Source organism: Streptomyces sp. NPDC058000 (assembly GCF_042886435.1).
Lineage (GTDB): Bacteria > Actinomycetota > Actinomycetes > Streptomycetales > Streptomycetaceae > Streptomyces.
Genome location: NZ_JBHVQS010000001.1, coordinates 92,337 through 117,794 on the forward strand (window position 1 = coordinate 92,337; position 25,458 = coordinate 117,794).

Consider the following 25,458-nt stretch of genomic DNA (forward strand, 5'->3'; position numbering starts at 1 on the left):
CGACGACTGGCCAACGGCCCGCCGCCGGGCGGCGAACGCGGCCTACCCGACCGCCGCGTACTCGTCGTCGAACGCGTCGTCCGAGCAGTCCACCGGCAACATGCCGGTGCTGCGCTCGTATTCCGTACGCGCCGTCTCCAACAGGCGACGCCATGACGTGACCGTCGGACGGCGGCGCAACAGCGCCCTCCGCTCGCGTTCCGTCATCCCGCCCCACACGCCGAACTCCACCCGGTTGTCCAGGGCGTCGGCCAGGCACTCCGTGCGCACCGGACACCCGGTGCACACCGCCTTGGCGCGGTTCTGCGCCGCCCCTTGCACGAACAGTTCATCCGGATCGGTAGTGCGGCACGCTGCCTGTGCACTCCAGTCGGTTACCCAGCCCATGCTGGCGCCGTCCTCTCCCGAATCGAGGCTCCCCCACGGCGGCAAACGGCATATTCACCGTTGCCAGTTGAGGACGTTACGGAAGGCGGGCAGGGCGCAACACCTCCTTCGGGCCCAATCTTGAATGGCCCGAACGGACTATGCGTACGCGGCAGATCACCCAACGGAGTGACCGTGCGACATACGTCACTTCCCTCCCAAGCGGGACACTTCGCTGTGACGGCAAGGGATTTCTGGCGCACGGCGGACATGTGGGACAGCGCCCGCGCCGGGAGTAGGGGTTGACGTACTGGGGAGAAACCATTCCGCTGCGGCAGATGGGAACAGGCTAAGCGAACAGGTGCGCCCCTGTCCGGCGAACGAGAACGTAGGGTGCCCTCATGGCTAAGAAGCGCGAGGGCGGGGGTCGATCCAAGACCCAGCAGGCCGCCAAGTTCCTCGGTGTCAGCGTCCTTGCCGGAGCCGTCCTCGCCGGGATCGCGCTGCCGGCCGCCGGAGCGCTCGGCCTCGCGGCCAAGACGTCCGTCGAGGGTTTCGACGACATCCCGGCCAACCTCAAGACCCCACCGCTCAGCCAGCGCACCACCATCCTCGACGCCGACGGTGGCGAGATCGCGTCGGTCTACTCCCGCGACCGCACCGTCGTCGGCCTCAAGAACATGTCGCCGTACGTCCAGCAGGCGATCGTCGCCATCGAGGACGCCCGCTTCTACTCGCACGGCGCCATCGACCTGAAGGGCATCCTGCGCGCGGTCAACAAGAACGCCCAGTCGGGCGGGGTCGCCCAGGGCGCGTCCACCCTGACCCAGCAGTACGTGAAGAACGTCTTCATCGAGGAGGCCGGCGACGACCCGGACAAGGTCGCGCAGGCCACCCAGCAGACCCTCGGCCGCAAGGTCAAGGAGCTGAAGTACGCGATCAAGCTGGAGGAGAAGCTCGGCAAGCGCAAGATCCTCCAGAACTACCTCAACATCACCTTCTTCGGTGAGCAGGCGTACGGCGTCGAGTCCGCCGCCCAGCGCTACTTCAGCAAGCCCGCCAAGGACCTGAGCCTGGAGGAGTCGGCGCTGCTCGCCGGCATCGTCCAGTCCCCGACGCGGTACGACCCGGTCAACCACCCGCAGGCGGCGACGGAGCGGCGCAACACCGTCCTGCGGCGGATGGCCGACCTGAAGAACATCACCCGGGCCCAGGCCGACGCGGCCGCCGCCCGGCCGATCAAGCTGAAGATCAGCCGCCCGCAGAACGGCTGCATCACCGCCACCGACGGCGCCGGCTTCTTCTGCGACTACGTCCGCGAGGTGCTGCTGAACGACAAGACGTTCGGCGCGACCCGCGAGATCCGTTCGAAGCGCTGGATGCAGGGCGGTCTGACCATCCGCACCACCCTGGACCGGCAGACCCAGAAGTCGATCCAGGCGTCGCTGAGCAAGCACGTCTTCGAGGACGACCCGGTCGCCAGTGCCTCCACGGTCGTCCAGCCGGGCACCGGCAAGATCCTCGGCATGGGCCAGTCCCGGCCGTACGGCTTCGGCACCAACCAGACCCAGATCAACCTCTCGGTCGACCGCAAGATGGGCGGCGGCGCCGGCTACCAGCCCGGCTCGACGTTCAAGCCGATCGTCGCGGCGGCCGCGCTGGAGCAGGGCATCAGCCCCTACCAGCAGTACTCCTCGCCGTTCAAGATGGCGTACCCGAAGCCGGTCCAGACCTGCACCGGCGAGTGGAACGGCGGCGGCACGCTCCAGAACGAGGACCCCAAGGAGGTCGGCCCGTTCGCCATGAAGGAGGCGACCGCGAAGTCGGTCAACACCTACTACGTGCAGCTGATCAGCGACATGGGCATCTGCCCCGCGATCACGATGGCCCAGAAGATGGGGCTCCAACGGGCCGACGGCAAGCCGCTGAAGCAGGTGCCCGCCATGGCGCTCGGCGTCCAGGAGATGTCCCCGCTGACCATGGCCACGGCGTACGCCACCTTCGCCAACGAGGGCACCTACTGCTCCCCCGTCGCCATCGAGTCGATCACCGACGCACAGGGCAAGGCGCTGAACGTCCCGAAGACCGACTGCCGCAGCGCGATGTCCAAGAAGACCGCGGACACCGTCAACACCCTCCTCAAGGGCGTCGTCGAGGACGGCACCGGCAAGCAGGCCGGCCTCAAGGGCCGCGACAGCGCCGGCAAGACCGGCACCACGGACAGCCGCTACGCCGCCTGGTTCGTCGGCTACACCCCGAACGCGGCCGGCGCGGTCTGGGTCGGCGACCCGCGCCACCAGCGCCAGATGTACGACATCACCATCGGCGGCGTCCCGCACGACAAGGTCTACGGCGCCGACACCCCCGGCCCGATCTGGCGCGACCTGATGACCGGCGCGCTGGCCGGCCGCCCGGCCCTGACCCTGCCGACCGTCCCGATCGACGACCCCAACGACAAGGGCGACGACGGCAACAAGGGCAAGCCGAAGCCCGACCCGAAGCCGAAGCCGAACCCCGGCGGCGGCGACAACAAGCCCGGCGGCGGCTGGCACATCCCCGGCTTCCCCGACTTCCTGGGCGGCGGGAACGGCGGTTGGTGAACGACCGGTCCGGTTGACCGCCCTCCGGCACGGAGAAGGGGCGCCCTCTTGGGAGGGCGCCCCTTCGACGTCTGCGCGACGGCCGGCCGAGGGCGCGCCGTCGCGTACGGCCTCAGCCGGCCAGCAGCTTCTTCACCATCGCGGCGACCCGGCCGCCGTCGGCCCGGCCCGCCACCTTCGGGTTGACGATCTTCATCACGGCGCCCATGGCCCTCGGGCCCTCGGCCCCAGCCCCGGTGGCCTCCGCCACGGCCTCGGCGACCAGCGACTCCAGCTCGTCGTCGGTCAGCGGCTTGGGGAGGTACTCGGCGAGCACCTCGCCCTCGGCGCGCTCGCGGTCGGCCTGCTCGGGCCGGGCGCCCTTGTCGAACGCCTCCGCGGCCTCGCGGCGCTTCTTCGCCTCCCGCGCGATGATCTTCTCGACCTCGCCGTCGGACAGCTCACGCGCCTCGGTGCCCGCCACCTCCTCCTTCTGGAGCGCGGTCAGCGTCAGACGGAGGGTGGAGGAACGCAGCTCGTCGCGCGCCTTGATCGCGGCGGTGAGGTCGTCCTTGAGCTTGGCCTTGAGCGTGGTCATGACGTTGAGTATGCCTCCACCCACCGGCAACCGCCGCGCCTTTTCCCACCGCGCGCCCCGCCGCCGCCCACCCGCCGCCGCGCCGCGGGGACCGCCCGCCGGCCGTCCCACCAAGATCACCTCTCCCCGCCCTCCGCCCACTCTGCAACCATGGACACATGCGCGCGCGATACGGAGTTCCCCTGTCCCTTGCCGCGGTCGGCGCGGCCGGCCTGGCCTACGCCGCCGGCTTCGAAGTCCGCTCCTTCCGCCTGCGACGCGTCACCGTGCCCGTACTGCCCCACGGCATGCGGCCGTTGCGCGTCCTCCAGGTCTCCGACATCCACATGGTCAGCGGGCAGCGCAAGAAACAGCGCTGGCTCCAGTCGCTCGCCGGACTCCGCCCCGACTTCGTCGTCAACACCGGCGACAACCTCTCCGACCCCGAGGGCGTCCCGGAGGCCCTGGACGCCCTGGGCCCGCTGATGGAGTTCCCCGGCGCCTACGTCTTCGGCTCCAACGACTACTACGGCCCCAAGCTGCGGAACCCCGCCCGCTACCTGGTCGAGAAGGTCCAGGGCCGACACGGCCTGAACGGCAACACCCCCGCCGTCGGCGTCGTCCACAACCCTTGGGAGGACCTCCGCGACGCCTTCGACGGCGCCGGCTGGGTCAACCTCTCCAACACCCGCGGCCACCTCAAGCTGGAGGGCGCCGAGATCGCACTGACCGGCCTGGACGACCCGCACATCAAGCGCGACCGCTACGCCGAGGTCGCCGGCGGCCCGGAAGCCGACGCCGACCTCTCACTGGCCGTCGTCCACGCCCCGTACCTGCGGTCCCTGGACGCCTTCGCCGCCGACGGCTATCCGCTGATCCTCGCCGGCCACACCCACGGCGGTCAGCTCTGCGTCCCCTTCTACGGCGCCCTCGTCACCAACTGCGACATCGACACCCAGCGCGCCAAGGGCCTCTCCACCCACACCGCCGACGGCCGCACCTCCTACCTCCACGTCTCGGCCGGCTGCGGCACCAACCGCTACACCCCGGTCCGCTTCGCCTGCCCCCCGGAGGCCACCCTCCTGACGCTGACGGCGCGCGACTGACACGTCGCGCGATCGACGCAACGCCCCGGCCCCTCGCCTCAGGGGCCGGGGCCGTGTGCGACCTCGGCGGGCCGGCATCCGCCCCGGAAGCCGCATCACGACCCAATCCAGGGTGACCTCCGTCACTTCACCCCCTTCGGCCGCCCGCCCCGCCCCTCCAGCACCCCGCGCCCCCGCCGACCCGGCCCGACAAAACCCCAGGTCAGGCCCGTCTCCGCCGCCGACCGAAAGCGGATTTCACCTACGGGGATCAGTCCGCTAAAGTAGAGCTCGTTGCTTCGGGGTGTAGCGCAGCTTGGCAGCGCGCTTCGTTCGGGACGAAGAGGTCGTGGGTTCAAATCCCGCCACCCCGACTGAAGGAACAAAGGGTCAGGCCCGGTGCTGAGAGATCAGCACCGGGCCTGATGTCTTGTACGGCCCCATTCCGGGAGTCATTTGGGAGCCGCCGCCGGGGGCGGCCGCCGGGCGAGGTCAAGGGTCGAGCTCAGGCCGGGTCAGCCGGCGAACCCCGGCACCACCAGGCCGGACTCGTACGCGATCACCACCGCATGGGTCCTGTTCTGCGCGCCTAGCTTGGCCAGGACGTTGCCGACGTGGGTCTTCACCGTCTCCAGGCTCACCGTGAGCGACTTTGCGATTTCCGGGTTGGACAGGCCGGTGGCCATCCACCGCAGCACCTCTTCTTCCCGGTCCGTCAGCGCAGCTCTCGGCAGCGCCTCGGCGGAGTCCAGCGGGCGGGCGGCGACCATCCGACGCAGCGCCGCGGGGAAAAGGATCGCTTCTCCCGCCGCCACCACCCGCACCGCCTCCGCGATCTGCCTGACCGGAAGCCGCTTGAGTACGAACCCGCTGGCACCCGCGCCGAGTGCGGCGGTGACGTAGTCGTCGTTCTCGAAGGTGGTGATCACCACGACCTTCGGCGGTTCGGTCGACTCGGCCAGCAGCTGCCGGGTGGCCTCGATTCCGTTGCGGCGTGGCATCCGCACGTCCATCAGGACCACGTCCGGGCGCAGCCGCCGCGACTGCTCGACCGCCTCGACGCCGTCGGCGGCCTCCCCGACCACCGCGATCCCCGGCTGGGCCGAGAGCAACGTACGCAGACCGCTGCGGGTCACCTCGTCGTCGTCCGCGATCAGGAGTGTGACGGGGGTGCCGGCAGGGGTGAGGTTGGTGGCGGCGCCGGTCGTGGCGGCCGCGCTCGGGGCGGGGCCGGTCATGCCGACACCCGTACCGGCAGCCGAACCGCCAACCGCCAGTGCTGCGGCCCGTGCGGGCCGGCCTCGATCTCGCCGTGCAGCAGCCGCACGCGCTCGGCGAGACCGGGCATGCCGCGCCCGGAGGTCGGGAAGGCGCCCGGGTCCGTGCCGATGCCCGGTTCCGCCTCGGTCCGGTTGACCACACGGAGCTCCAGTGCGTCCGGCGCCACCACCACCCGGACTCCGATCGGACCGCCCGCCCCGTGCCGCAGCGCGTTCGTCAGTCCCTCCTGAAGGATCCGGTACGCCGCCCGGGAGAGCGTTCCCTGCACCTGGGCCAAGTCGCCCGACAGTTCCGGCTCCACCACCGCGCCCGCATGCCGCAACCGGTCGAGCAGCTCGGGCAGATCGGCCAGGGTGCGGGTCGGTGCCGTCTCCGCCGGCTGCTCGCGCAGCACGCCCAGTACGTAGTCCAGGTCCTCCAGCGCGGCCCGGGCCGACTCCTCGATGCTGCGCAGGGCGGCCCGTGCCGCCACCGGTGACGTTCCGTTGGACAACGCGGCCGCGGGCGCCTGGGCCGTGCTGTGTGGCGACACCCGCGCGTCGTGGCCGCGTGACCCCGAGCAGTACCGGCGCGACGCGATCCGCGACCGGGCCCGGTATCCGCTGTCCGGCGATTTCGCGTCCAACATCATGCCGTGTGCCTTCTGGAAGCAGGGCTACCGCCGCATGCTGCGGGCCGGGGCGATCCGGGTGGTCGGGGTGGTCGACCCGGGAGCGCTCGGACAGAGCCGGTGGATGGTGCGCCTGCGCTGCCGACCCGGCAGCGTCACGGCCATCGCCGAAGCGCTCGCGCAACGCGACGACGTCAGCTGGGTCGCCCTGAGCGCGGCCGGCTCCGAGGTCACCTGCGCCGTGCGCTCGCGCTCACAGGAGCAGCGCGACGACCTGCTGGGCCGCCGGCTCCCCCGTACCGCCGCCGTGCTCGACCTCCAGGCGTCGGTGATACTCCGCCAGTTCCTCGGCGGAGTAGGGCACTACTGGGCCGCGCTCGCCGGGACCCTGACGCCCGAGCAGGAGTCCGCGCTCGGGCCCGGCGGCCGGCCGTTCACCGAGCGGCCGGTGGTGCGGGAGCATCCGTCGCAGCTCAGCGCGCATGACGAGAAGCTGCTCGCGGCCCTCGCCGCCGACGGACGGGCCAGTCTCGTCGATCTCGCCGCCGCGGCCGACCTCACGCCGGGCCGGGCGTCACGGCGTCTGCACGCGCTGCTCTCCGGCGGAGTGGTCCACATCGACGTGGAGATCGCACCGCTGGCCCTGGGATACCGGGCCCGGGCGAACCTGTGGATGCGGGTCCACCCGGCCGAGATCAAAACTGTCGGGCGGGCGATGGCGCAGATGCCCGAGGTGGGGTTCGCCGCCGCGGTGTCCGGTCCGTACAACCTCCACGCCGCCGTCCACTGCCATGACCTCGACCGGCTCTTCGAGTTCGGCACCGACCGGGTCGGAACGCTGCCCGGCGTCGAAGGCGTGGAGATCAGTCCCGTCTTCCGCCAGATCAAGCAGGCCGGAACCCGGGTGGACGGTGACCGCCTGAGCTCCGTGGCCGGTGCCGTCAGTGCGGCTGGGCGAACCGGAGGAGTGACGTCTTCAGGGCGGTGACGAAGGCGTCGCGGTCGTCCGGGGCGAGGCGGTCCAGTGACAGGTAGGGGTTGAGGTCCTCAAGTTCGACCAGCAGCAGGCGGCCGTCCTGCGTGCGGCAGGCGTCGACGCGTTGGATGCCGTGGTCGAGCGCGTTCCAGTCGACGAAGCACTGCGCGAAGGCCAGGTCGTCGTCGGTGGGCCGGTACGGCGTGAGGGCCCAGCGCCGGTCGGAGTCGGGGGTGCGGAGGGCGTACTGGAAGGTGTGGTCGACGAAGTAGAAGGAGACCTCGTAGCGGAAGTCGATGCGCGGCTGGATGAGGAGGTCGCCGCTGTCTAGTCCGTCGAGTCCGTCGAGCTCGTCTCGTGCGAGGACGCGCAGGCCGAGCGAGTCGGCGCCGGCCTTGGGCTTGGCCACGTAGGCGTCCGCGTGCGGGAGCCGGTCGAGGGTGTCGCGGCGGTCGGCGGTCGGGATGACCGGGTGGCCCGCGGCGCTCAGGTCGAGGAGGTACTGCTTGCCGGCCATGTCGGCCTTGCCGGTGAGCGGGTTGTAGACGCGCACGCCGTGCGACAGCGCCCGGGTGCGGAAGTCCTCGTATGCGGCCTGGTAGTTGAGTACGGGGCCGCTGTTGCGGACGACGACCGCGTCGAAGGAGTCCATCAGCGCGACCGCGTCCAGGGGATGGCAGAGGGCGACGGTGAAGGTGTCGCGGAGCCGGGAGCTGAGGAAGACGTCCTCGTCGCCGTACCGGCGTCCCCGGGCCTCATAGGTCAGGTCGGTGACGTACAGGACGCTGGGCTGGGCGGACGGCATCGTTCTCCTGGGGCTCGACTTCCGTCAACCTATCTGCCCCTGTTTCACCCCTGTGTGGGGGGACCGGCTCAGGCGGCCGCCCGGCAGGCACCCTGCCGGACCCGGTCGCCGGTCAACCGGCTGAAGGCGCAGGCCGCGGAGGCCAGGGTGGTGTGGTGGTGCCAGCCCGGGTAGGACCGGCCCTCGAAGTCACTCAGCCCGAAGTCGTCGGCGAGCGCGTCCATCGTGTCCGAGAGGTCGTGCAGGGAGGCGAGGGACAGCAGGCGCTGCATGCGCGCGTGGGCGAGGCTGGTGACCCAGATGCGGGTCACCGTGCGGCGTGCGGCGTCGTACGGGGCGAAGAGCCGGTGGACGGCGCCGGCGGGCGGGAACCCGGGCAGTCTCACCAGGCACGTCAGCACCTGCACGTCCCGGCCGAGGCCGTCCCGGGACCCGTGCAGCGCGGAGCCGGCGCTGCCGAACCGCTCCAGCAGCCGCCCCGCACCGAGCACTTCCTCCGCAGCGGGCTGGCCGCCCGGCGCCGGGACGCCCGGCAGGAACGGCGTCATCGCCAGCGAGGGGGGAACGGCGACGACGAAGTCGTACCGCCGGCCGGCCAGGGCCCGCAGGAGGTGCCCGGCGTCCCGCTCGTGGCTCATATCGGCGACCACGGGCAGCGGGGCCGCACCGCTCGCCGCGGCGAGGGAGTCGACCAGGCCGAGCACCTGGGCGGCGAGCGGCCGGTCGCGGTGGTCCGCGGGAATGCGGGCGCGGGAGCGCAGTTCCTCGTCCTGGCTCCACCGGCCGGGCAGCAGGAGGCGCCAGTCGACGGGCACGTGTCCACCGGGGCCCGAGAGGAACGCGCCCAGGCCCGCCTGGCAGTTGATCGTGCGCCCCAGTGTCGGGACGAAGCGGCGGTGCACCCCGGCCGAGTGCTCGCCCCGCTTGGGAACGGCGGTGAGCCCGATGGTCCAGGCCCCGGCGTCGGTCCGCTGCTCGGCCCAGCGCAGCAGCGCCGTGCGGACCGGCTGCCAGTCCCAGGGGCTGGAGTTGACGAACTGCTGAAGGGACAGCGCCGCCGCCGGCCGACCGGTGGCGGCCGCCAGGTGGCGGATGGACTTCTTGCCCGGTGTGGACAGCAGCCCTCCCAGGTACACCTGCGCCCAGCGGCGCTGGTCGGCACGGGGCAGCCCGGCGAACAGGTCCCGCACGAAGGACGTGAAGGCGTCGTCGCTCCGGGGGCCCGGCAGAGGCGTCACGACACTCGCGGCCATGGATGTGCTCCCTCCTGGGTCGTCGCGAGAAAAATACATAACGTTCTCTTTTTTTCCAACCCTTCGGAGTGGGGTCCCGCCGCGATCCGGCTCCGGCGCCGGCCAGCGGGCCCGCGCGCACAAACGGATTGCGGTTGTGGCAAGTTGCCCTTCAACGCCGCGCGGCCGGCTGCGAAGCTGGCAGGTGATCCACCGGCGGCCCGGCCGGGGCGGCACCCGCATCCCAGGGGCCTTGTCCGTAGGGAATCTGCCCAGGTGCCCGGCGAGGGCAACGGAGCGTGCGAGCGGGGAGAGCATGACCAAACAGGACAGGGCAGTGCGCACCCGTGCCGCACTCATCGGGACGGCCGCGACCGAGTTCGCACGCGAGGGGTACGCGGGGGCGGCGCTGAGCAGGATCAGCCGGGCCGCGGGGACCTCGGTCGGCGCCCTGACGTTCCACTTCGACTCCAAGGCCGATCTGGCGGCCGCCGTCGTGGACCAGGCCGTCGCGGCCGGCCGCGTCGTGGTCGACGAGGCGACCGCCGCCGGCGGCCCGCCCCTGCGGCAACTCACCGCCGTCATCCTGGGACTTGCCCGGAAGGCCGAGGCCGACGCCGTCGTGCGCTGCGCGGCCCGGCTCGAACGCGACGCCCTCGGCGATGCGGAACCCTGGCGGGGCACCTGGTGGCCCACCGTGTGCCGACTGGCTCACGAGGCCCACCACAGGGGCGACTTGCCGGCCACGGCGACGCCCGGCAGCATCGCGGACCTCGCCGCGCTGTTCATACGGAGCATCGGGACACACACCGAAACACACGCCGGGGAACCCGGCGTGGCCGCCGCCGGCGGTGAGTCCGGGGCGGCCCGGCTGGCGCGACTGTGGCGCATCACGCAGCCGGGCATGGCGGACCGGGCGGGCGACTGAGTCAGTCCCCCACCGGCCGGTCGTCCCGGAGCAGCCGCGCGAGCGGCCCCGGCCCGGGGTCGACGCCGGCCGCGCTCCACACCGTGTCGCTGCGGTACCAGTGGTCCTCGGCGAACAGCCGGAACTGCCGTTCCGACACCCACCCCGGAGTGTCCCGCAGCGCGTCCAGGCACCGTGCCAGGGACCAGGCGGGCTCCGGCCGCTCCACCGCGCCGCACCGGGCGAGTGCCGCGATCAGGTCGTCGAGCCGGACGGGGTCCGGATGGCTCGCGTGGTACCCGCCCGGCCCGACCCCCGCGCCGGGGGCCGTCGCGAGCCCGGCGGTCAGCCGGGCGAGATCGGCGACGTGGACGAGGGAGAGCAGGGCCCGGCCGGCGTCCCAGCGGGCCGGGACGCGGAGCAGGGCGTCCTGGAGCGCGGGCACCACCCAGCGGTCGCCTGCCCCCAGGATCAGTCCCGGCCTGAGCACCACCCCGCCGGCGGCCAGGACGGGCTCTTCGGCGGCCAGCCGGCTGCGGCTGACCGCCGAGACCGGCTCTGGGGTCACCTCGCCGGTGCGGATGCCGCGGTGCGGGCCGGCGCCGTAGACGGCCGCGGTCGACAGCAGCACGATCCGCCGCGTCCCGGCGCGCCGCGCCTCGGCCACCGCGGCGCGGGTGCCGTGGACGTTGACGGCCCGGCACTGCTCCTCGTCCGGTCCGACGTGGGACGCGAAGTGCAGCAGCACACCGCTGTCGTCGCACAGCCCGTGCAGGGATGCCGGGTCGGCCAGGTCGGCCCGTACCCACTCCACGTCCCCGGAACCCGCCCCGGCCCGCGGAGGTGTGCGGCGCGCCACCGCCCGTACCCTGACGCCCGTCCCGGCGAGCTCCCGCAGGACGGCCGAGCCCACGAACCCCGTGGCGCCGAGGAGGGTGACCCTCACCGCTTGCGTTTCCCGGGCGCGTCCGGTGTGGCGGCGACGCGCAGCGAGCCCCGTACGCCGTCGGCGGCGACGCCGGGCAGCAGGTAGCGCCAGAGCGAGATGATGCGCTGCGGCAGGTCGGCACGGTCCGTGGAGATCTGCGAGAAGAGCTGGGTGCCGGAGAAGCAGCTCACGAGCAGCCAGGCCAGCTCGGAGACGTCGGCGGACGCCGTGAGCTCGCCGCGCTCGTGGGCGGCGGTCAGCTGTTCGCGGAAGACCCCGACCCACTGCTGGTACGCCTCGTCGTCGCGGAGCCCGAACTCCCCCTGCTCCACCGAGAGCCGCACCCCGCCGCGGAGCACGGGGTTGGTCTGGAGCTGCTCGGCCAGGTACAGCGTGATGTCGATGAGGCGTTGCAGGCCGTCGGTTCCGGGGGGCAGCTCAAGGCCGTCGCCCTGGCCGACCATCACCGCCCGCGCGAGCCCCTCCTTCGAGTCGAAGTGGAAGTAGACGGATCCCTGTGTCACCTTCGCCCGTTTGGTGATCTTCGCCACCGAGGCTCCGCTGAAGCCGTACTCGTCGAACACCTCCGCAGCGGCCCGCAGGATCGCCTCCCGCGTCTTCACGGCCCGTTTCTGCAGTGTTCGTTCGCTCTGGTCCCCCGGTTCGCGCATCACACCGGCCACCTCTCGACAAAAAAACGATCGTTCTTTATCTTACGGGCAACGCGACACCACGCAGTAGTCCGGATGCGGAAGAACGGCCGCTCGCCCACCACTTGCGAGCTGCTACCGCATCCATGTTCTCGGGGGGAGACACACCCATGCTTGTCCTCACTGCGCACCACTCGCAGACGGCAACCGCCATTCCGCGGCAGTACGTCCACAAGGCGGCCCAGAGCGAAGTCCTGCTCACCGGCTGGCAGGCCCTCGCCGACGACTCCTTCCTCATCACCGCGCAATGGCCGCGTGCGCACGCCTACTACGCGGCGGCCGGCGGCCGGCACGACCCGATGCTCCTCGCCGAGACCGTCCGCCAGGCCGTGCCCCTGCTCAGCCACCTCGGCTACGACGTCCCGTTCGGGCACCGCCAGATCTGGGACCACCTGACCTGGACGGCCGACCCTGCCGCCCTGTCCTGCGCCCCGGTGCCGGCCGAGATCGAGATGCACGTCCGGTGCAGCGACGTCACGCGTCGTGCGGGCCGTCTCGCCGCCCTGCGCATGGACATCGCGCTCACCCGCGACGGCGCGCCCCTCGGCACCGCGCACACCCGCTTCACCAGCCAGGCGCCGCAGGTCTACACCCGGATGCGCGGCCCGTACGCCGACCTGGAGCAGGCCCTCGCCCGGTGCGTCCCGCTGGCGCCGCCGGCGCCGCCGCGGCGGGCCGGCCGCACCCGGTTCGCGGACGTGGTCCTCTCCCCCAGCGGCACCGCCCACCGCTTCCAGCTGCGCGTCGACCTCAACCACCCGGTGCTCTTCGACCACCCCGTCGACCATGCGCCGGGCATGCTCCTGCTGGAGGCCGCCCGGCAGGCCGCCCACGAGGTCCTGCACCCGCGCCAGGTGCGCATCACGGGCATGGAGAGCGTCTTCCACCGGTACGTCGAGTTCGACGCGCCCTGCTGGATCGAGTCCGAGGTGCTGGGCACCGGGCCGGGCGAGGCGACGGTGGTCCGCGTCACCGCCTCCCAGCACGGGCACGAGGCGTTCACCGCCACCGTCACCGCCTCGTAGGCCGGCGGGAGGGTCAGGGGGAGAGCCGACGGGAGGTCGGCGGGCCGGTCAGTGCGACGGAACCCGCGGCCGGGACGGCGCGGGGAGCAGGCCCGCCGCCACGGCTCGCTGCACGAAGTGCGGGGTGCCATGACGGTCGCGGTACTCCGCCAGGGCCCCGTCGCGGGCGGCGTCCCAGCGCCGCCGCGCCTCCTCGGCGTGCTCCGCCAGGCCGATCAGGGCGAGGTGGGCCGCGATCCGCTCGCGCGCCTCGTCCCACCGACCGGACAGTGCGCGAGCACGCTGCGCGAGGGCGACCGGGACCATGGGCGTCATGACCCGCCGGCCCGGGTCGACCAGTGCGCGCACCGTGGCGTCGACCGCCTCCCCGTGGGCACGTACGACGGTGTCGGCGTGCCCGGACCGGACGCCGTCCCGCACGACCGCCAGCGCATGGGTGAGGTGTGCGGCGTCGGCCCGTGCCATGGCCGCCAGTTCGTCGGCGACGGGGGCCGGCGCGCACGCCTCCCGGGCGGCGTCGCGCAACGTCCCCAGCGTGGCCGGCACCAGCACGCCGCCGCCCGCCAGGTAACCGGTGACGAGGCCCGCGTACCAGTCGGTACCCGGGCTCGGAGGGACCGCGGGCAACTCCGGCCTGGCCTCGTGGAGTTGGCCGGGGGCGTCGTGCTGCGGGCCGGCCCCGTCGCGCAGTCGTGCCGCGTGCCGCCGGCACTGTTCGGCATGCCGGCGCTGCTCCGCGCCGTGTCGGCGCAGGACGTCCCGGTGGCCGTCGCCGGATGCCCCTCGCGCGAGGGACAGCAGGGCGTCGGCAACGTCGGTGCGGTGGCCGGCGAGGTCTTCGAAGGCGGTGGCCAGCCGTGCGCGGGCGGGCGGGGAGAGGGGCCTCCGCCACGCCGGGTCGTGCCTCCGCGGTGCCTGCGGCAGGCCGCGGGCAGGGGTCGCCGGACCGGTCATCGTCGTCCTCTCCTCGCCCGCGCAGGGGCAGTTCGTCCGTGCGGGGGCAGCTCGTCCGTGCGGGGCTGCGGCCGCCCCGTCGGCCCGGGGGCCGGCACTCGGATGCGCGGGGGCGGCCGGCGGCGGCCGCCCCCCTGCGCTCCAGGCGGTCAGCTCCAGTAGGTCAGGGGCCGGTCGGTGCCGCGCACGCCGATGAAGAAGCTCACCGCGGCGCGGTCCCGGCCCCGGGACGGCCGCACCGCGTGGATGCGGGACGCGTGGGACAGGATGAGCATGCCGGCGGACGGCTTGAGCGCCACGGTCGGCTCGGGGATGAGTTCGCGGTTGAGCCCGTAGCTGTCCGCGGAGTTGCGCAGCGCGTCGTACTCCGTGTGCTCGTAGCCGCGGGACCACAGCTCCAGTTCGCCGCCCTCGTCGGCGGTCTGGAGGTAGAGGTTGGCGGTCATCTGGGTCAGCAGCTCGGGCTTGCCGTCGACGCGGGCGGCGCGGCGCAGGTCCTCCAGCTCCCAGGACAGGAAGTCCTGGTGGGGAATGGCCCCGTTGCCCTCCTGGAAGACCCGGGCCTGGCCGACGAAGAGCGGATTCCCGTCCAGGTGCTCCATGTTGGCCCCGCCCGGCCAGCCCTCCTGAAGTTCCAGGCGGAGGCGGTCGATCGGCGACAGGTAGGGGGACCAGGCGTCGCGCAGCGACTGCACGGCGGCCACGGCCTCGGAGAAGTAGCGCTTCTCGCGCTCCTCGCTCGACAGGCCCTCGTAGGTGTTCAGGCCCCACTTGTGGACGCCCGGGACGTTCGCGTACTCGCCGTAGAGGCGGTCGTGCATGAGCTGCTCGGTGGCCCGCCGGCAGAGGTCCTGCGGGCAGTAGTCGCGGACGACGATGGCGATGGCCTGGCCGTGGGCCAGGTCGAGGAGGTCCTGCCGGGTGATGCGGTCGGCCTCGATGACGCGGGGGTTCGCCAGCTCACCGAAGGGGGAAATGACGGGGTCGGCAGCAGCAAGCATGTGCGGTCCTTTTCCTGGGTTCCGGCGTGTTCGGCGTTCGGCGCCCGGTCGGCGGAGAACGGATTGCCGGTGATCGGTTGGCGAGATCGTAGAACGGCTCCGAATGCCCGTGCACGGCCCGGAAATTGACGCGCATTCCGGCCTTCTGCGCCGCTTTGGCGGCCCTTTGGGTTCGCCGCCGCACACGGCGTTCGGCAAAGGCCGGCCGGGAGGAGGCCCGGTCGGGCCCGGTGCGGGCCGGGAAAGTTGCCAAAGTGGTGCTGCGCTTCCGGGCGGGTCGGACCGGCTTCCCCTTGCGGCGCTTCGGTCGGCCGCCCACCGGCCGTCACGGTGCGGTGGAGCGGCCCGCCGGCGCGGTGTACGTTCAAGGCGTTTGGATCCGTCCCGGGGGGACGACGCTTTCGAGGTCAATGAGGGGTCCGATGTCTTCCGTAAACCGGCCTGCAATACCGGGCACGTCGCATCTGGAATTCAGGATACTTGGCCATTTCGAGGTGGTGGCCCGTGGCGATACCGGCTGCACACCGCGACCGCTGAAGCAACGGGCGCTGCTCGCACTGCTGGTCTCCAAGAACGGCCAGTGCCTTTCCGTCAACGAACTCGTGCACTGCCTCTGGGACGGGGCCCCGCCGCCCACCGCCCGGGCCGCGCTCCAGGTCTACGTCTCGAAGCTGCGCAAGCATCTGGGGGAGACCGGGTGCGACGGGGGCAGCCTCTCCACCAGCCTCCCCGGCTACGTCCTCCACCTGGGCGAGAACGCCCTGGACCTGCGCGCGTTCCGGCAGCTCACCCGAGGTCAGGGCATCGCCCACCCGGAGGACCGGACCGGGCTGGAGCGGGAGTCCGGGGACCTCCAGCAGGCACTCGCCCTCTGGCGCGGTCCCGCACTGGCCGACCTGAGGGACGTCACCGCCCTGCGCGAGTTGGGCGTCGTGCTCGACGAAGCCTGGATGGCGGCCACCGAGCGGAAGTTGGAGATCGACCTGCTGCTGGGCAGGGAACTCGTGGCGCTCAGCGAATTGCGCCGGCTGGCGCTCCAGTTCCCCGAACGCGAAAAGATCCAGGGCCTTTTGATGACCGCCCTCTATCGGAACGGCCGGGCCGCCGAGGCGCTCGCCGCGTACAGCGGTCTGCGCAGAACGCTCGTCGACCGGCTCGGCATGGATCCCGGCCACCGGCTCAACCGGCTGCACCATGCCATCCTCAACCGTGAGAGATGGCTCGAAGAAAGCAAGGACGGACTGTTCGCACCCGCACTGTGAACGCCCCGGAAAGATAACCGAAGAGCATTTCCCGTACAGCCCGCCGGACTCCCTGCGGGCTGTACGCGATGGGTTTTACGCAGGCATCGGAAAAGGCCACTAAAGCGCCACTGAAATCTCTCCGTAGACCCACTGAAAAAGCGGCCCGTCGCCGCCGGATCGGCTATGCGCGCGATAATCAAGTCCCGTACGGTGTCCCGGAACTCATTCCACCGAGCCGGATCTCCTTGCGCCGGTTCTCCGTAGAGTACGGGGCAGACCACCGTGCGAATAAAAACAGTCGAGCAGACCCTCCAGGAACTGCAGGGCGCCGATGGCGTCCAACGAATGCGGCGGGACCTGGGCTGGTTCGACCTCGTCATGACCGGCGTCGGCATGGTGCTGGGCACCGGAATCTTCGTCTTCACCGGGCAGGTGGCCAAGCAGATGGCCGGCCCCGCGGTGGCCGTCTCCTTCGTGCTGGCGGCCGCCATCTGCGGCTGTGCCGCGCTGTGTTACGCCGAACTGGCGTCGTCACGGCCTACACCTTCGCCTACACGACCCTCGGCGAGACGGCGGCCTGGGTCATCGGCTGGGCCATGATGCTCGAACTCACCCTCTCCGCCTGCGTGGTGGCCGTCGGGTGGTCCGGATACCTCCAGTCGATGCTGGACAGCGTCGGCGTCCACCTGCCGGCGGCGATCAGCGGCGGCCACGGCTCCGTGATCAACCTGCCGGCCGCACTCCTCATCGTGGCGCTCGTCGGCGTGCTGATCGTGGGCGGTTCGGTCTCCAAGGGCGCCACCCGGGCGCTGGTCGCCGTCAAGCTCGTCGTCGTACTCGTCGTCGTCGGCGTGGGCGTCTTCTTCGTCAAGGCGTCCAACTACGCGCCCTTCGTACCGCATTCGGCACCGAGCAAGGCCGCGTCCGGTATGAGTGAGCCGCTGTTGCAGTGGCTCGGCGGCGGCGTCCCGACCGCCTTCGGCGTCAGCGGCGTGGTGACCGCCGCCGCCATGGTGTTCGTGTCGTACATCGGTTTCGACGTCGTCGCGACGTCCGCCGAGGAGACCCGCAAACCGCAGCGCGACCTGCCGATCGGACTCCTCGGCTCCCTCCTCGTGGTCACCGTGCTCTACGTGGCCGTCAGCCTGGTGATCACCGGTATGCAGTCCTACCGGGAGCTCTCGGTGGCGGCCCCGGTGGCCGACGCGTTCAAGGCCGTCGGGCACCCGGCCGTCGCGGGCCTGATCAGCGTCGGCGTGGTCGTCGGCCTGGTGACGGTGTGCATGGTGAGCATCCGGGGACAGAGTCGGGTGCTGCTCGCGATGAGCCGCGACCGGCTGCTGCCGCCGTCGTTCGCCGCCATCCACCCGCGGTTCGCCACTCCGCACCGCAGCCTGCTGGTCCTGGGGGGCATCATGGCCGTGCTCGCCGGCTTCGTCGACATCGGCGTGCTGGCCGACCTGGTCAACATCGGCACCCTCTTCGCCTTCATGCTGGTCTCGGTGGGCGTCGTCGTCCTGCGCCGCACCCGGCCCGATCTGCCGCGGCCGTTCCGGGTGCCCCTGGTCCCGCTGCTGCCGGGCGTCTCGTTCGTCGCCTGCCTGTATCTGATGCTCAATCTCCAGCTGCTGACCTGGGCGACCTTCCTGGTCTGGCTCGTCGTCGGCCTGGTGCTGTACGCGGCGTACGGCCGGCGTCACAGCCGCCTCGCGCCGCCCGGCGACCTCGCCCCGCTCACCGGCCCGGCGTCCCCCGCCCCGCAGGAGCGCGTCCCGGACGCCCCGACCCCGGTGTAGCCGCACGGGACACCCGCGCCGGTTCTCGCAGACGACCGGACGAGCACCCGACCGAACGAGGTCCCGCTCCGGGACCGACGAGATGAACAGGTTGTGATCAATGCGCCTCCCGAAAGCGTTCTGGCTGCTGTGGCTCGGGCAAGCGTGTAACCGGATCGGCACGCTGGCCCCCGCCTTCCTGGTCCTCTACTTGGAGCAGGGAAAGCTGGTGAACGCCCAGACGACGCCCGTCATCGTCGGGCTCTTCGGCGCCGGCGTCGTCGCCTCGGGACTGGCCGGCGGCGCCGTCGCCGACACCATCGGCCCGCGGCGCACGATCATCTCCGCCCAGCCGCTCGCCGCGGCGACGGCCCTGGCGTTCCTGGTGACCAGCAACGTCTACCTGCTCTGCCTGCTCTCCCTGCTCACCGGCTTCCTGTCCGCCGTCGACCGGCCGGCCGGCGCGGGGCTGATCGCGAAGATCGTGCCGCAGGAGGACTTCTCCCGGGCCTACAGCCTCTACATGGTGGGTTTCAACGTCGGCATGTCCCTCGGCCCGGTGCTGGCCGGATTCCTGCTGGCGTCCTACCCGCCCGCGCTCTTCGTGGTCTGGGCGGCCTGTAGCGGCGTCTACGCCCTGCTGGTCTGCGCGCTTCCCGCCGACGGCCCGCGGCAGGCGGCGGGGGACGGCACGTCGGTGCTGCGGACCGCCGTCCGGGGCATCGCCGAGCCGTTCCGCTCGCGGGTCATGCTCGCCTTCCTGGCCCTCACCTTCGTCCTGGCCTGCGTCTACCTCCAGGTGAACTCGACGCTGCCGCTGGGCATGCGCGCCGAGGGGCTGGGCCCCGGGGAGATCGGCCTGGTGCTCGCCGTCAACGCCGTGCTCTCCGTCGTCCTGCTGCCCCTGGTGCCCAGGGTCACCAAGGGGATGGCCGAAGAGGTGCCGCTGATGCTGGCCGCCGGGTTCGTCGCCGTGGGCTTCGGGCTCAACGTCCTGGCGCACGGCATCCCGGTGTTCATCGTCACGACCGTGATCTGGACGCTCGGCGAGGTGCTGTGGACGACGGTCTCCGCGGCGTTCGTCGCGCGGCACGCCCCCGCGGGCCGGGTCAGCACGTACCAGGGGTCGTTCTTCTTCGCCTGGAACGCGGCGTTCGTGGCCGGCGGGCCCGTCGGCATCGCCCTGGCGGCGTCGTTCGGGTACTCCACGCTGTGGCTGGCCGCCCTCGGCCTCGGCCTCGTCGTCACGCTCGGCTTCAAGTTCATGGTCAGAATGCCCGGTTTCGGCGCGGCCGCCGGCGCACCCGATGCCGCACGCGACATCCCCACTCCTGCCTCCCCACCCGTAAGCGCGAGTTGAAAGGACGCCCATGCGTTCCGCAGACAGCAAGCCCGTCGCCGTCGTCGTCGACGGCTATTCCGCCGGCAACTTCTACCCCGCCGCCTTCGCGCGGCTCGGCGCCGACCTCGTCCACGTGCAGAGCACGCCGGACCTCATCACCTCCATGTCCCCGCCCGCCTTCTCCGACTACCTGGCCAACGTGATCGGCTCCGACGAGGCGGAACTCGTCGAGCAGCTCCGCGCCTACGACCCCGTCTGCGTCGTCGCGGGCCAGGACGGGGCCGTGCCCATGGCCGACCGGCTGGGCGAACTGCTGGCGGTCCCGTCGAACGGCTCGGCGCTCTCCCGGGCCCGGCGCGACAAGTACGAGATGATCGAGGCGCTCCGCCGGGCCGGGGTGCGCTGCGCCCAGCAGTTCAAGAGCACCGACCCGGCCGCGGTGGCCGCCTGGGCGCAGGAGCACGGCAGGTACCCGGTCGTCGTCAAGCCGCTGAGCTCCGCGGCGTCGGACGGTGTGCGCATCTGCCGGAACGTCGACGAGGTCGTCGAGGCCGCCGAGAACGTCCTCACGTCCCGGAACATCTTCGGCGCCGCGAACGCCGAGATCCTGGTGCAGTCCTACCTCAAGGGCACCGAGTACATCGTCGACACCGTCAGCTGCGACGGCCACCGCTACACCTGCGGCGTCTGGGAGTACGAGAAGACGCTGCTGCCCAACGGCCGGAACATCTACAACCGCGACTTCCTCGTCGACCCCGACGGCGAACTGGTCGCGGAGCTCACCGCGTACCTCGACGAGGTCCTCCAGGCGCTGGACGTGCGCTGGGGCCCGGCGCACGCCGAGGTCATCGTGACGCCCGAAGGCCCCGTCCTCGTGGAGATCGGCACGCGGCTCAACGGCAACATCCACGCGGACTTCCACGACGTCTGCCTCGGGCACAACCAGGCGGGCCTCACGGCGGAGGCGTTCGTGCACCCGGAGCGGTTCGTCGAGCAGTACGGCGGCGGCACCTACCGCAAGCTGCGTCCCGCCGCCGTCTACAACGCCCCCACCACCCTCGACGGGGTGGTCGCCGCCGTCGACCAGTCCGTCGTCGACGAGATAGCCGGACTCGACAGCGTCTTCACCGTCAGCGCGAAGCTCAAGCCCGGCGCGCGCATCGCCCCGACCGTGGACCTGCTGACCAGCCCGCTGCGGGCGCACCTCACCGCGGAGAGCGAGGAGCAGCTCGCGGCCGACTACGAAAGGCTCACCAAGCTGAAGGACGACATCTACCGCCTCGCGTAACCGCCGCCACCGCACGCAGAGGGCGGTCCCGGCGGAACTCCGCGCCGTTCGGCACCGGTCCCTCCCCTCGTGGGGACCGGTGCCGAACGGCACAGGCGGCGTCGATCCGCGGATGAGCGGATCGAGGATGGCCGGACCGTGGTCGGCGTGAGACCGGTCCGCGGTGGACCGGCTCGGCGGATCCCCCGCGCTCCTGCGCCGAGATCCGCACCACCAACTCGTGACTCCGGCAGCAGGCGGGTGAGAACGTGCCCCAAGGGTTGTCTCTCCGCGCGCCGAGCTGGTGGCCTGTCCGGGTCGTACCGGTTTGCTGCCCTGCTGCGTGGTGATCCTGCCAGCTGTGGCTTCCGGGGAGGAGTTTCCGGCGTCCGGACAGGGGCTTATCCCCAGGTCAGCCAGTTAAGGTGAGTTTTCCGGTCCGGATGTCCAGGTGCGGGGGAAGTAAGGGGTGGAGACCTTGAGTTCCGACTCAGGGGCACGCACAGCCCTCGCGGAACGTCTCGCGCTGCTCTACAAGGAGGCCGGTAACCCGCCCCTCAAGAAGGTGGCCGAGGCGGTCGTCCGGCTGCAGCGGGTCGACGAACGAGGGCGTCCCGTGCGGGTGTCCGTGCAGCGGATCAGCGACTGGCGGCGGGCCAAGAACGTCCCCGCGCAGTTTGCCGCGCTCGCGGCGGTGCTGCACATCCTGATCCCCGAAGCCCGGCGCACGCGACCCGCGCCGGTGTCCACGGGACTGTACGACGTGGCGCAGTGGCAGCGCCTGTGGGAGCGCGCGGTCGCCGACCCGGTCGGCGACCGCACCGCGCCGTCCGCACGACAAGAAGAGGAGCGCCCCCCGGCCGAAGCCCCCGGCGTCCCCGGTGTGTGCCCCTACCGGGGGCTGGCTTCGTACCGTCAGCAGGACGCCCGGTGGTTCTTCGGTCGGGAGCGGAGCACGGAGGCCCTCGTCGCCCAGCTGCGCGCGGCGGAGCGGACGGGCGGTCTGGTCATGCTCGTGGGCGCCTCGGGGGCGGGGAAATCCTCCCTGCTGAACGCCGGCCTGGTGCCCGCCTTGGAGAACGGCGCGCTGGGCGACGGGACGGGCCAGGACCGGGAGGTCCTCCAGCTCGTGCCGGGCGGCGACCCGCTCGCGGAGCTGACGCACCGGATCCCCGAGCTCGCGCCCGTCCTGGCCGCCGCGGACGGGCCGGCGGCCGAGCAGTCGGACAGCTCGGGCTTCGGGCCCGCGGTGCGGGCGGCGACCACGGCCTGGGCGGGGCGCGGCGCGTCCTCCGCGGCCCGTCCGGTCGTGATCGTGGATCAGTTCGAGGAGGCGTTCACCCTCTGCTCCGACGAGGCGACCCGACGCACGTTCATCCAGCTCCTGCACGCCGCGTGCACGTCCGCCGACGCCGGTGAGCCCGCTCCGGCGCTGGTCATCCTGGGCATCCGCGCCGACTTCTACGAGCAGTGCCTCGGCCATCCCGAACTGGCCGACGCGCTGCAACACCGGCACATGGTGCTCGGACCGCTGTCCTCCGCCGAGCTGCGCGAGGCGGTGACCGGCCCGGCCAAGGCCGTGGGTCTGGAACTCGAACCGGGGCTGGCGGAGCTGATCGTCCGGGAGGTGAGCGCGGACGGCCCCGGCGGGACGCACGACGCGGGGGTGCTGCCGCTGCTCTCCCACGCCCTGCTCGCGACCTGGCAGCGGCGCAAAGCGGGACGGTTGACGCTGGCCGGATACCGCGCGGCGGGCGGCATCCAGGGCGCGGTGGCGGCGACCGCCGAGCGGGCCTGGTCCGGCCTCGACCCGTCGGCGCGTACGGCCGCGCGCCTGCTCCTGCTGAGGCTGGTCCGGCTGGGCGAGGACACCCAGGCCACCCGTAGGCGGGGGACCCGGCGCCAACTGGCGGAGGAATCGACGGATCCCAACAAAACGCAGGAATCCCTCGAAGCGCTGGTGCACGCCCGTCTGGTGACGCTCGACGCGGAGGCCGTGGAGATCACCCATGAGGCGTTGCTGCACGCCTGGCCGCGGCTGCGCGACTGGATCGACGAGGACCGGAACGGCAATCTGCTGCGCCAGCAACTGGAGGAGGACGGCCGGGCCTGGGAGGGCTCGCACCGCGATGCGTCCCTGCTCTACCGGGGTTCCCGGCTGGCCCAGGCCCGCACCTGGGCGGAATCCGCCGGCGACCCCTTCCTGACCCGCAGCGCGGTGGAGTTCCTGGCCGCTTCGGTCCGGCTGCGCAGGCGCACGGTCCTGCTCAGCCGGGGTGCGGTGGCGGCCCTGGTCGTCATGGCGATGCTGGCCGTCGGTTCGGCGGTGGTCGCGTGGCAGCAGCGGGACGACACCGTTTTCGAGCAGGTGCTCGCGCAGGCCGACCGCGCCCAGTACACGGATCCGTCCTTGTCGGCGCAACTCGATCTGGTGGCGCACCGCCTGCGCCCCTCCGACGAGGGCACCAACAACCGGCTGAACTCGATCGTGAACGCACCGCTGGCCACGCCGCTGCTGGGCCACACCGGTGCCGTCTACCTGACCTCGTTCAGCCCGAACGGGCGGATCCTGGCCACCGCCAGCTACGACCGGACCGTGCGGCTGTGGGACGTGGCGGACCCGACCCGCCCCAAGCCCCTGGGCAAACCCCTCACCGGCCATACGAGCTGGGTGAGCACCGCCGTCTTCAGCCCCGACGGGCAGACCCTCGCCAGCGCTTCGGACGACGGCACGATCCGGCTGTGGGACGTGCGGGACCCCCGCCACCCGGTACCGCTCGGCGCACCGCTCGCCGGCCATGACGGCACGGTCTACCTGCTCTCCTTCAGTCCGGACGGCCGCACGCTGGCCGCCGCCAACGAGGCGCGCACCGTGCGCCTGTGGGACGTCGGCGACCGGCGCCGGCCGACGTCGCTCACGACGTTGACCGGCCCCACCGCCCCGGTGCGCACCGTGGCGTTCAGCCCCGACGGGCGGACGCTGGCGGCCGGCGGCGACGACAACACCATCAGGCTGTGGGAGATGACCGATCGGCGGAGTCCGACGCCGGTCGACACGGTGCTGACCGGCCACACGGCCACGGTGCACTCGGTGGCGTTCAGCCCCGACGGCCGCACGCTGGCCAGCGGCAGCGCCGACGACACCGTCCGGCTGTGGAACGTGGCCGACCCGGAACACCCCGCTCCGCTCGGCGCGCCGCTCGCCGGCCACACCGGCGCCCTGTGGTCCGTGGCGTTCAGCCCCGACGGAAGCATGCTCGCCGCCGGCAGCGCGGACAGCACGGCGAGCCTGTGGAACGTCAGCGATCCGGCGTACCCGTCGCAGGTCGGCGAGTCCCTCGCGGGCAGCAGCGGCGAGATGTACGCCGTAGGCTTCAGCCCCGACGGGCGGACCCTCGCCACGGGGAGCGGCGACAGCAAGGTGCGGCTGTGGTCGATCCCGACGTCCAACATGGTCGGCCGGGTCGGCGCGTTCCGCCCGGACGGGCGGGTGCTGGCCACGGCCGCCCGGGACCAGAAGGTGCGCCTGTGGAACGTGGAGTCGCCCAAGCGGCCGGTGGCACTGGGCGGGCCGTTCCAGTCGGGGAAGGGGGGCAACGTGTACGCGCTGGCGTTCTCCCCCGACGGCCACACCCTCGCGGTGCGGACGGGAAACCCCAGCCCCGCGGTGCAACTGTGGAACGTCACCGACCCGGCCCGACCGGTCCCCTACGGGCCGCCCCTGGCGCTGCCGATCCGCTTCGCGGGCCCCGACACCGTGGCCTTCAGCCCGGACGGCCGCACGCTGGCGACCGCCTACGACGACTTCACCGTGCAGTTGTGGAGCGTCAGCGACCCGTCCCGTCCCCGCCGGCTCGGTCCGCTCCTCACCGGTCACAAGGGCTACGTCAACTCCCTCGTCTTCAGCCCCGACGGCCGCACGCTGGCCAGCGGCAGCGCGGACGACGCCATCCGGCTGTGGAACACCACCGACCCGGCGCACGTCACCCTGCTCGGCAAACCCCTCGCGGGACATCTGGGACCGGTGAACGCGCTCACCTTCAGCCCGGACGGCCGCACGCTCGCCAGCGGCAGCGACGACGACACGGTCCGGCTCTGGAACACGACCGATCCGCGCAAGGCGACCCGCCTCGGCTCCCCCCTCACCGGCCACACCGAAGCGGTCGTTTCGCTGACGTTCAGCAAGGACGGCCACACCCTGGCGAGCGGCGGCAACGACAACACGGTCCGGTTCTGGAACGTCGCGAGCCCCTCCAGGGCCGCTCCCATCGGTCAATCGACGAGCCCCAACGCCAAGACGGGCAATTTCCTGTCGTTCAGTCCGCAAAGCCACCTGCTCGGAGTATCGAGCGGCGCCGGCACCGTCCGACTGTGGAACCTGGACACCGACGAGGCAATCAGTCGCATTTGTTCGACGACCCGGGGTGTGCTGACCCCGGAGAAATGGCGCGAGTATCTACCTCACCTCTCGTACGCGCCTCCGTGCGGCGAGTAGCCGAGTAGGCGGGTACCCGGATAGCCGGGCGGCCGGCTATCCGGGCCGGGGCGCGGTGAGCCGCCCATTCCGACGCGCCGGGCGGGGCGTGGCCGATCGGCTCTGCGGCGCCCCCGGCGCTCCGTTCGCGCCCCGCGGCGAACCGGAGTCCGTGACACCGGTCACAACTCCGCCCGACAATTCGGCAGTTGACTCCCTTCTCGGAGCCAGTCTTGCTACGATTGGCCACAGCCCGATCGCTGGTGCATCCCCCGTCGCCAGCGATCGGGCCTTTTCGTGTCGCGCATGTCCCACATGGC

The 25,458-nt window shown here is 72.0% G+C and carries 20 protein-coding genes, 1 tRNA gene and 1 pseudogene; 12 read left to right on the plus strand and 10 right to left on the minus strand.

Annotated elements, in window-relative coordinates:
* Nucleotides 1-42: 42 nt before the first annotated feature.
* Nucleotides 43-387 (minus strand): WhiB family transcriptional regulator, encoded by a 345-nt coding sequence (locus ACFVT2_RS00440; protein WP_366331382.1) that lies wholly within the window; start codon nt 385-387, stop codon nt 43-45.
* Nucleotides 388-767: 380 nt separating this feature from the next.
* Between ACFVT2_RS00440 and ACFVT2_RS00445 the strand changes: the two genes are divergently transcribed.
* Nucleotides 768-2,966 carry a transglycosylase domain-containing protein gene (locus ACFVT2_RS00445; RefSeq protein ID WP_390010450.1) on the plus strand — a complete coding sequence of 733 codons (2,199 nt, stop codon included), beginning with the start codon at nt 768-770 and terminating at the stop codon, nt 2,964-2,966.
* Between the two features lie 112 nt (nt 2,967-3,078).
* Here ACFVT2_RS00445 and ACFVT2_RS00450 read toward each other — a convergent pair whose 3' ends face one another.
* On the minus strand, nt 3,079-3,543 hold the full coding sequence (locus ACFVT2_RS00450) for a GatB/YqeY domain-containing protein (protein ID WP_390010452.1): 465 nt from the start codon (nt 3,541-3,543) through the stop codon (nt 3,079-3,081).
* 158 nt (nt 3,544-3,701) lie between these two features.
* Between ACFVT2_RS00450 and ACFVT2_RS00455 the strand changes: the two genes are divergently transcribed.
* Both ACFVT2_RS00455 and ACFVT2_RS00460 read left to right on the plus strand, forming a co-directional pair.
* The gene (locus ACFVT2_RS00455) at nt 3,702-4,628 is read left to right on the plus strand and encodes a metallophosphoesterase (protein WP_390010454.1); all 927 of its coding nucleotides are present in this window, start codon (nt 3,702-3,704) and stop codon (nt 4,626-4,628) included.
* A gap of 279 nt (nt 4,629-4,907) precedes the next feature.
* Nucleotides 4,908-4,981 (plus strand) — tRNA-Pro (locus tag ACFVT2_RS00460).
* 141 nt (nt 4,982-5,122) lie between these two features.
* Here the strand turns inward: ACFVT2_RS00460 and ACFVT2_RS00465 are convergent.
* Together ACFVT2_RS00465 and ACFVT2_RS00470 are read right to left on the minus strand one after the other, a co-directional pair.
* The gene (locus ACFVT2_RS00465; protein ID WP_390010456.1) at nt 5,123-5,845 is read right to left on the minus strand and encodes a response regulator; all 723 of its coding nucleotides are present in this window, start codon (nt 5,843-5,845) and stop codon (nt 5,123-5,125) included.
* Nucleotides 5,842-6,360, minus strand: a complete 519-nt coding sequence (locus tag ACFVT2_RS00470; RefSeq protein ID WP_390010457.1) for a sensor histidine kinase — start codon at nt 6,358-6,360, stop codon at nt 5,842-5,844. The genes ACFVT2_RS00465 and ACFVT2_RS00470 overlap by 4 nt, the downstream gene beginning before the upstream one ends.
* A 13-nt stretch (nt 6,361-6,373) precedes the next feature.
* On the opposite strand from ACFVT2_RS00470, the gene ACFVT2_RS00475 reads away from it, so the two are divergent.
* A complete protein-coding gene (locus ACFVT2_RS00475; RefSeq protein ID WP_390010459.1) occupies nt 6,374-7,486 on the plus strand; it encodes an Lrp/AsnC family transcriptional regulator in 1,113 nt (370 codons plus the stop codon).
* Here the strand turns inward: ACFVT2_RS00475 and ACFVT2_RS00480 are convergent.
* Together ACFVT2_RS00480 and ACFVT2_RS00485 are read right to left on the minus strand one after the other, a co-directional pair.
* Nucleotides 7,440-8,279 (minus strand): hypothetical protein, encoded by an 840-nt coding sequence (locus ACFVT2_RS00480; RefSeq protein ID WP_390010461.1) that lies wholly within the window; start codon nt 8,277-8,279, stop codon nt 7,440-7,442. The genes ACFVT2_RS00475 and ACFVT2_RS00480 overlap by 47 nt on opposite strands.
* A 68-nt stretch (nt 8,280-8,347) precedes the next feature.
* On the minus strand, nt 8,348-9,532 hold the full coding sequence (locus tag ACFVT2_RS00485) for an IS701 family transposase (protein WP_390010463.1): 1,185 nt from the start codon (nt 9,530-9,532) through the stop codon (nt 8,348-8,350).
* Between the two features lie 295 nt (nt 9,533-9,827).
* On the opposite strand from ACFVT2_RS00485, the gene ACFVT2_RS00490 reads away from it, so the two are divergent.
* Complete coding sequence (locus tag ACFVT2_RS00490; protein WP_390010464.1) at nt 9,828-10,439, plus strand: TetR family transcriptional regulator; 612 nt, start codon at nt 9,828-9,830, stop codon at nt 10,437-10,439.
* Nucleotide 10,440: 1 nt separating this feature from the next.
* Here ACFVT2_RS00490 and ACFVT2_RS00495 read toward each other — a convergent pair whose 3' ends face one another.
* Both ACFVT2_RS00495 and ACFVT2_RS00500 read right to left on the minus strand, forming a co-directional pair.
* Nucleotides 10,441-11,364 carry an NAD-dependent epimerase/dehydratase family protein gene (locus tag ACFVT2_RS00495; protein ID WP_390010466.1) on the minus strand — a complete coding sequence of 308 codons (924 nt, stop codon included), beginning with the start codon at nt 11,362-11,364 and terminating at the stop codon, nt 10,441-10,443.
* Complete coding sequence (locus ACFVT2_RS00500) at nt 11,361-11,969, minus strand: ScbR family autoregulator-binding transcription factor (RefSeq protein ID WP_390010468.1); 609 nt, start codon at nt 11,967-11,969, stop codon at nt 11,361-11,363. The genes ACFVT2_RS00495 and ACFVT2_RS00500 overlap by 4 nt, the downstream gene beginning before the upstream one ends.
* Before the next feature lie 197 nt (nt 11,970-12,166).
* On the opposite strand from ACFVT2_RS00500, the gene ACFVT2_RS00505 reads away from it, so the two are divergent.
* A complete protein-coding gene (locus ACFVT2_RS00505; protein WP_390010470.1) occupies nt 12,167-13,081 on the plus strand; it encodes a ScbA/BarX family gamma-butyrolactone biosynthesis protein in 915 nt (304 codons plus the stop codon).
* 48 nt (nt 13,082-13,129) lie between these two features.
* Here ACFVT2_RS00505 and ACFVT2_RS00510 read toward each other — a convergent pair whose 3' ends face one another.
* Nucleotides 13,130-14,035 (minus strand): hypothetical protein, encoded by a 906-nt coding sequence (locus ACFVT2_RS00510; RefSeq protein WP_390010472.1) that lies wholly within the window; start codon nt 14,033-14,035, stop codon nt 13,130-13,132.
* Between the two features lie 149 nt (nt 14,036-14,184).
* Nucleotides 14,185-15,036: a 2OG-Fe(II) oxygenase gene (locus ACFVT2_RS00515; RefSeq protein WP_390010474.1), complete on the minus strand. Its 852-nt coding sequence runs from the start codon at nt 15,034-15,036 to the stop codon at nt 14,185-14,187.
* A gap of 497 nt (nt 15,037-15,533) precedes the next feature.
* On the opposite strand from ACFVT2_RS00515, the gene ACFVT2_RS00520 reads away from it, so the two are divergent.
* The 6 genes and pseudogenes from ACFVT2_RS00520 to ACFVT2_RS00545 all read left to right on the plus strand — a co-directional run bounded on the left by ACFVT2_RS00520 (nt 15,534) and on the right by ACFVT2_RS00545 (nt 25,159).
* The gene (locus ACFVT2_RS00520) at nt 15,534-16,298 is read left to right on the plus strand and encodes a BTAD domain-containing putative transcriptional regulator (protein WP_390010476.1); all 765 of its coding nucleotides are present in this window, start codon (nt 15,534-15,536) and stop codon (nt 16,296-16,298) included.
* 375 nt (nt 16,299-16,673) lie between these two features.
* Nucleotides 16,674-17,884: pseudogene (locus tag ACFVT2_RS00525) on the plus strand (amino acid permease); the annotation flags it as partial.
* A 6-nt stretch (nt 17,885-17,890) separates the two neighbouring features.
* A complete protein-coding gene (locus ACFVT2_RS00530) occupies nt 17,891-18,076 on the plus strand; it encodes an amino acid permease C-terminal domain-containing protein (protein ID WP_390011189.1) in 186 nt (61 codons plus the stop codon).
* Between the two features lie 100 nt (nt 18,077-18,176).
* A complete protein-coding gene (locus ACFVT2_RS00535) occupies nt 18,177-19,415 on the plus strand; it encodes an MFS transporter (RefSeq protein ID WP_390010478.1) in 1,239 nt (412 codons plus the stop codon).
* Between the two features lie 10 nt (nt 19,416-19,425).
* On the plus strand, nt 19,426-20,685 hold the full coding sequence (locus ACFVT2_RS00540; RefSeq protein WP_390010480.1) for an ATP-grasp domain-containing protein: 1,260 nt from the start codon (nt 19,426-19,428) through the stop codon (nt 20,683-20,685).
* A gap of 448 nt (nt 20,686-21,133) precedes the next feature.
* Nucleotides 21,134-25,159, plus strand: coding sequence for a hypothetical protein (locus ACFVT2_RS00545; RefSeq protein ID WP_390010482.1), 4,026 nt, complete (start codon nt 21,134-21,136; stop codon nt 25,157-25,159).
* The last annotated feature ends 299 nt before the right edge of the window (nt 25,160-25,458 follow it).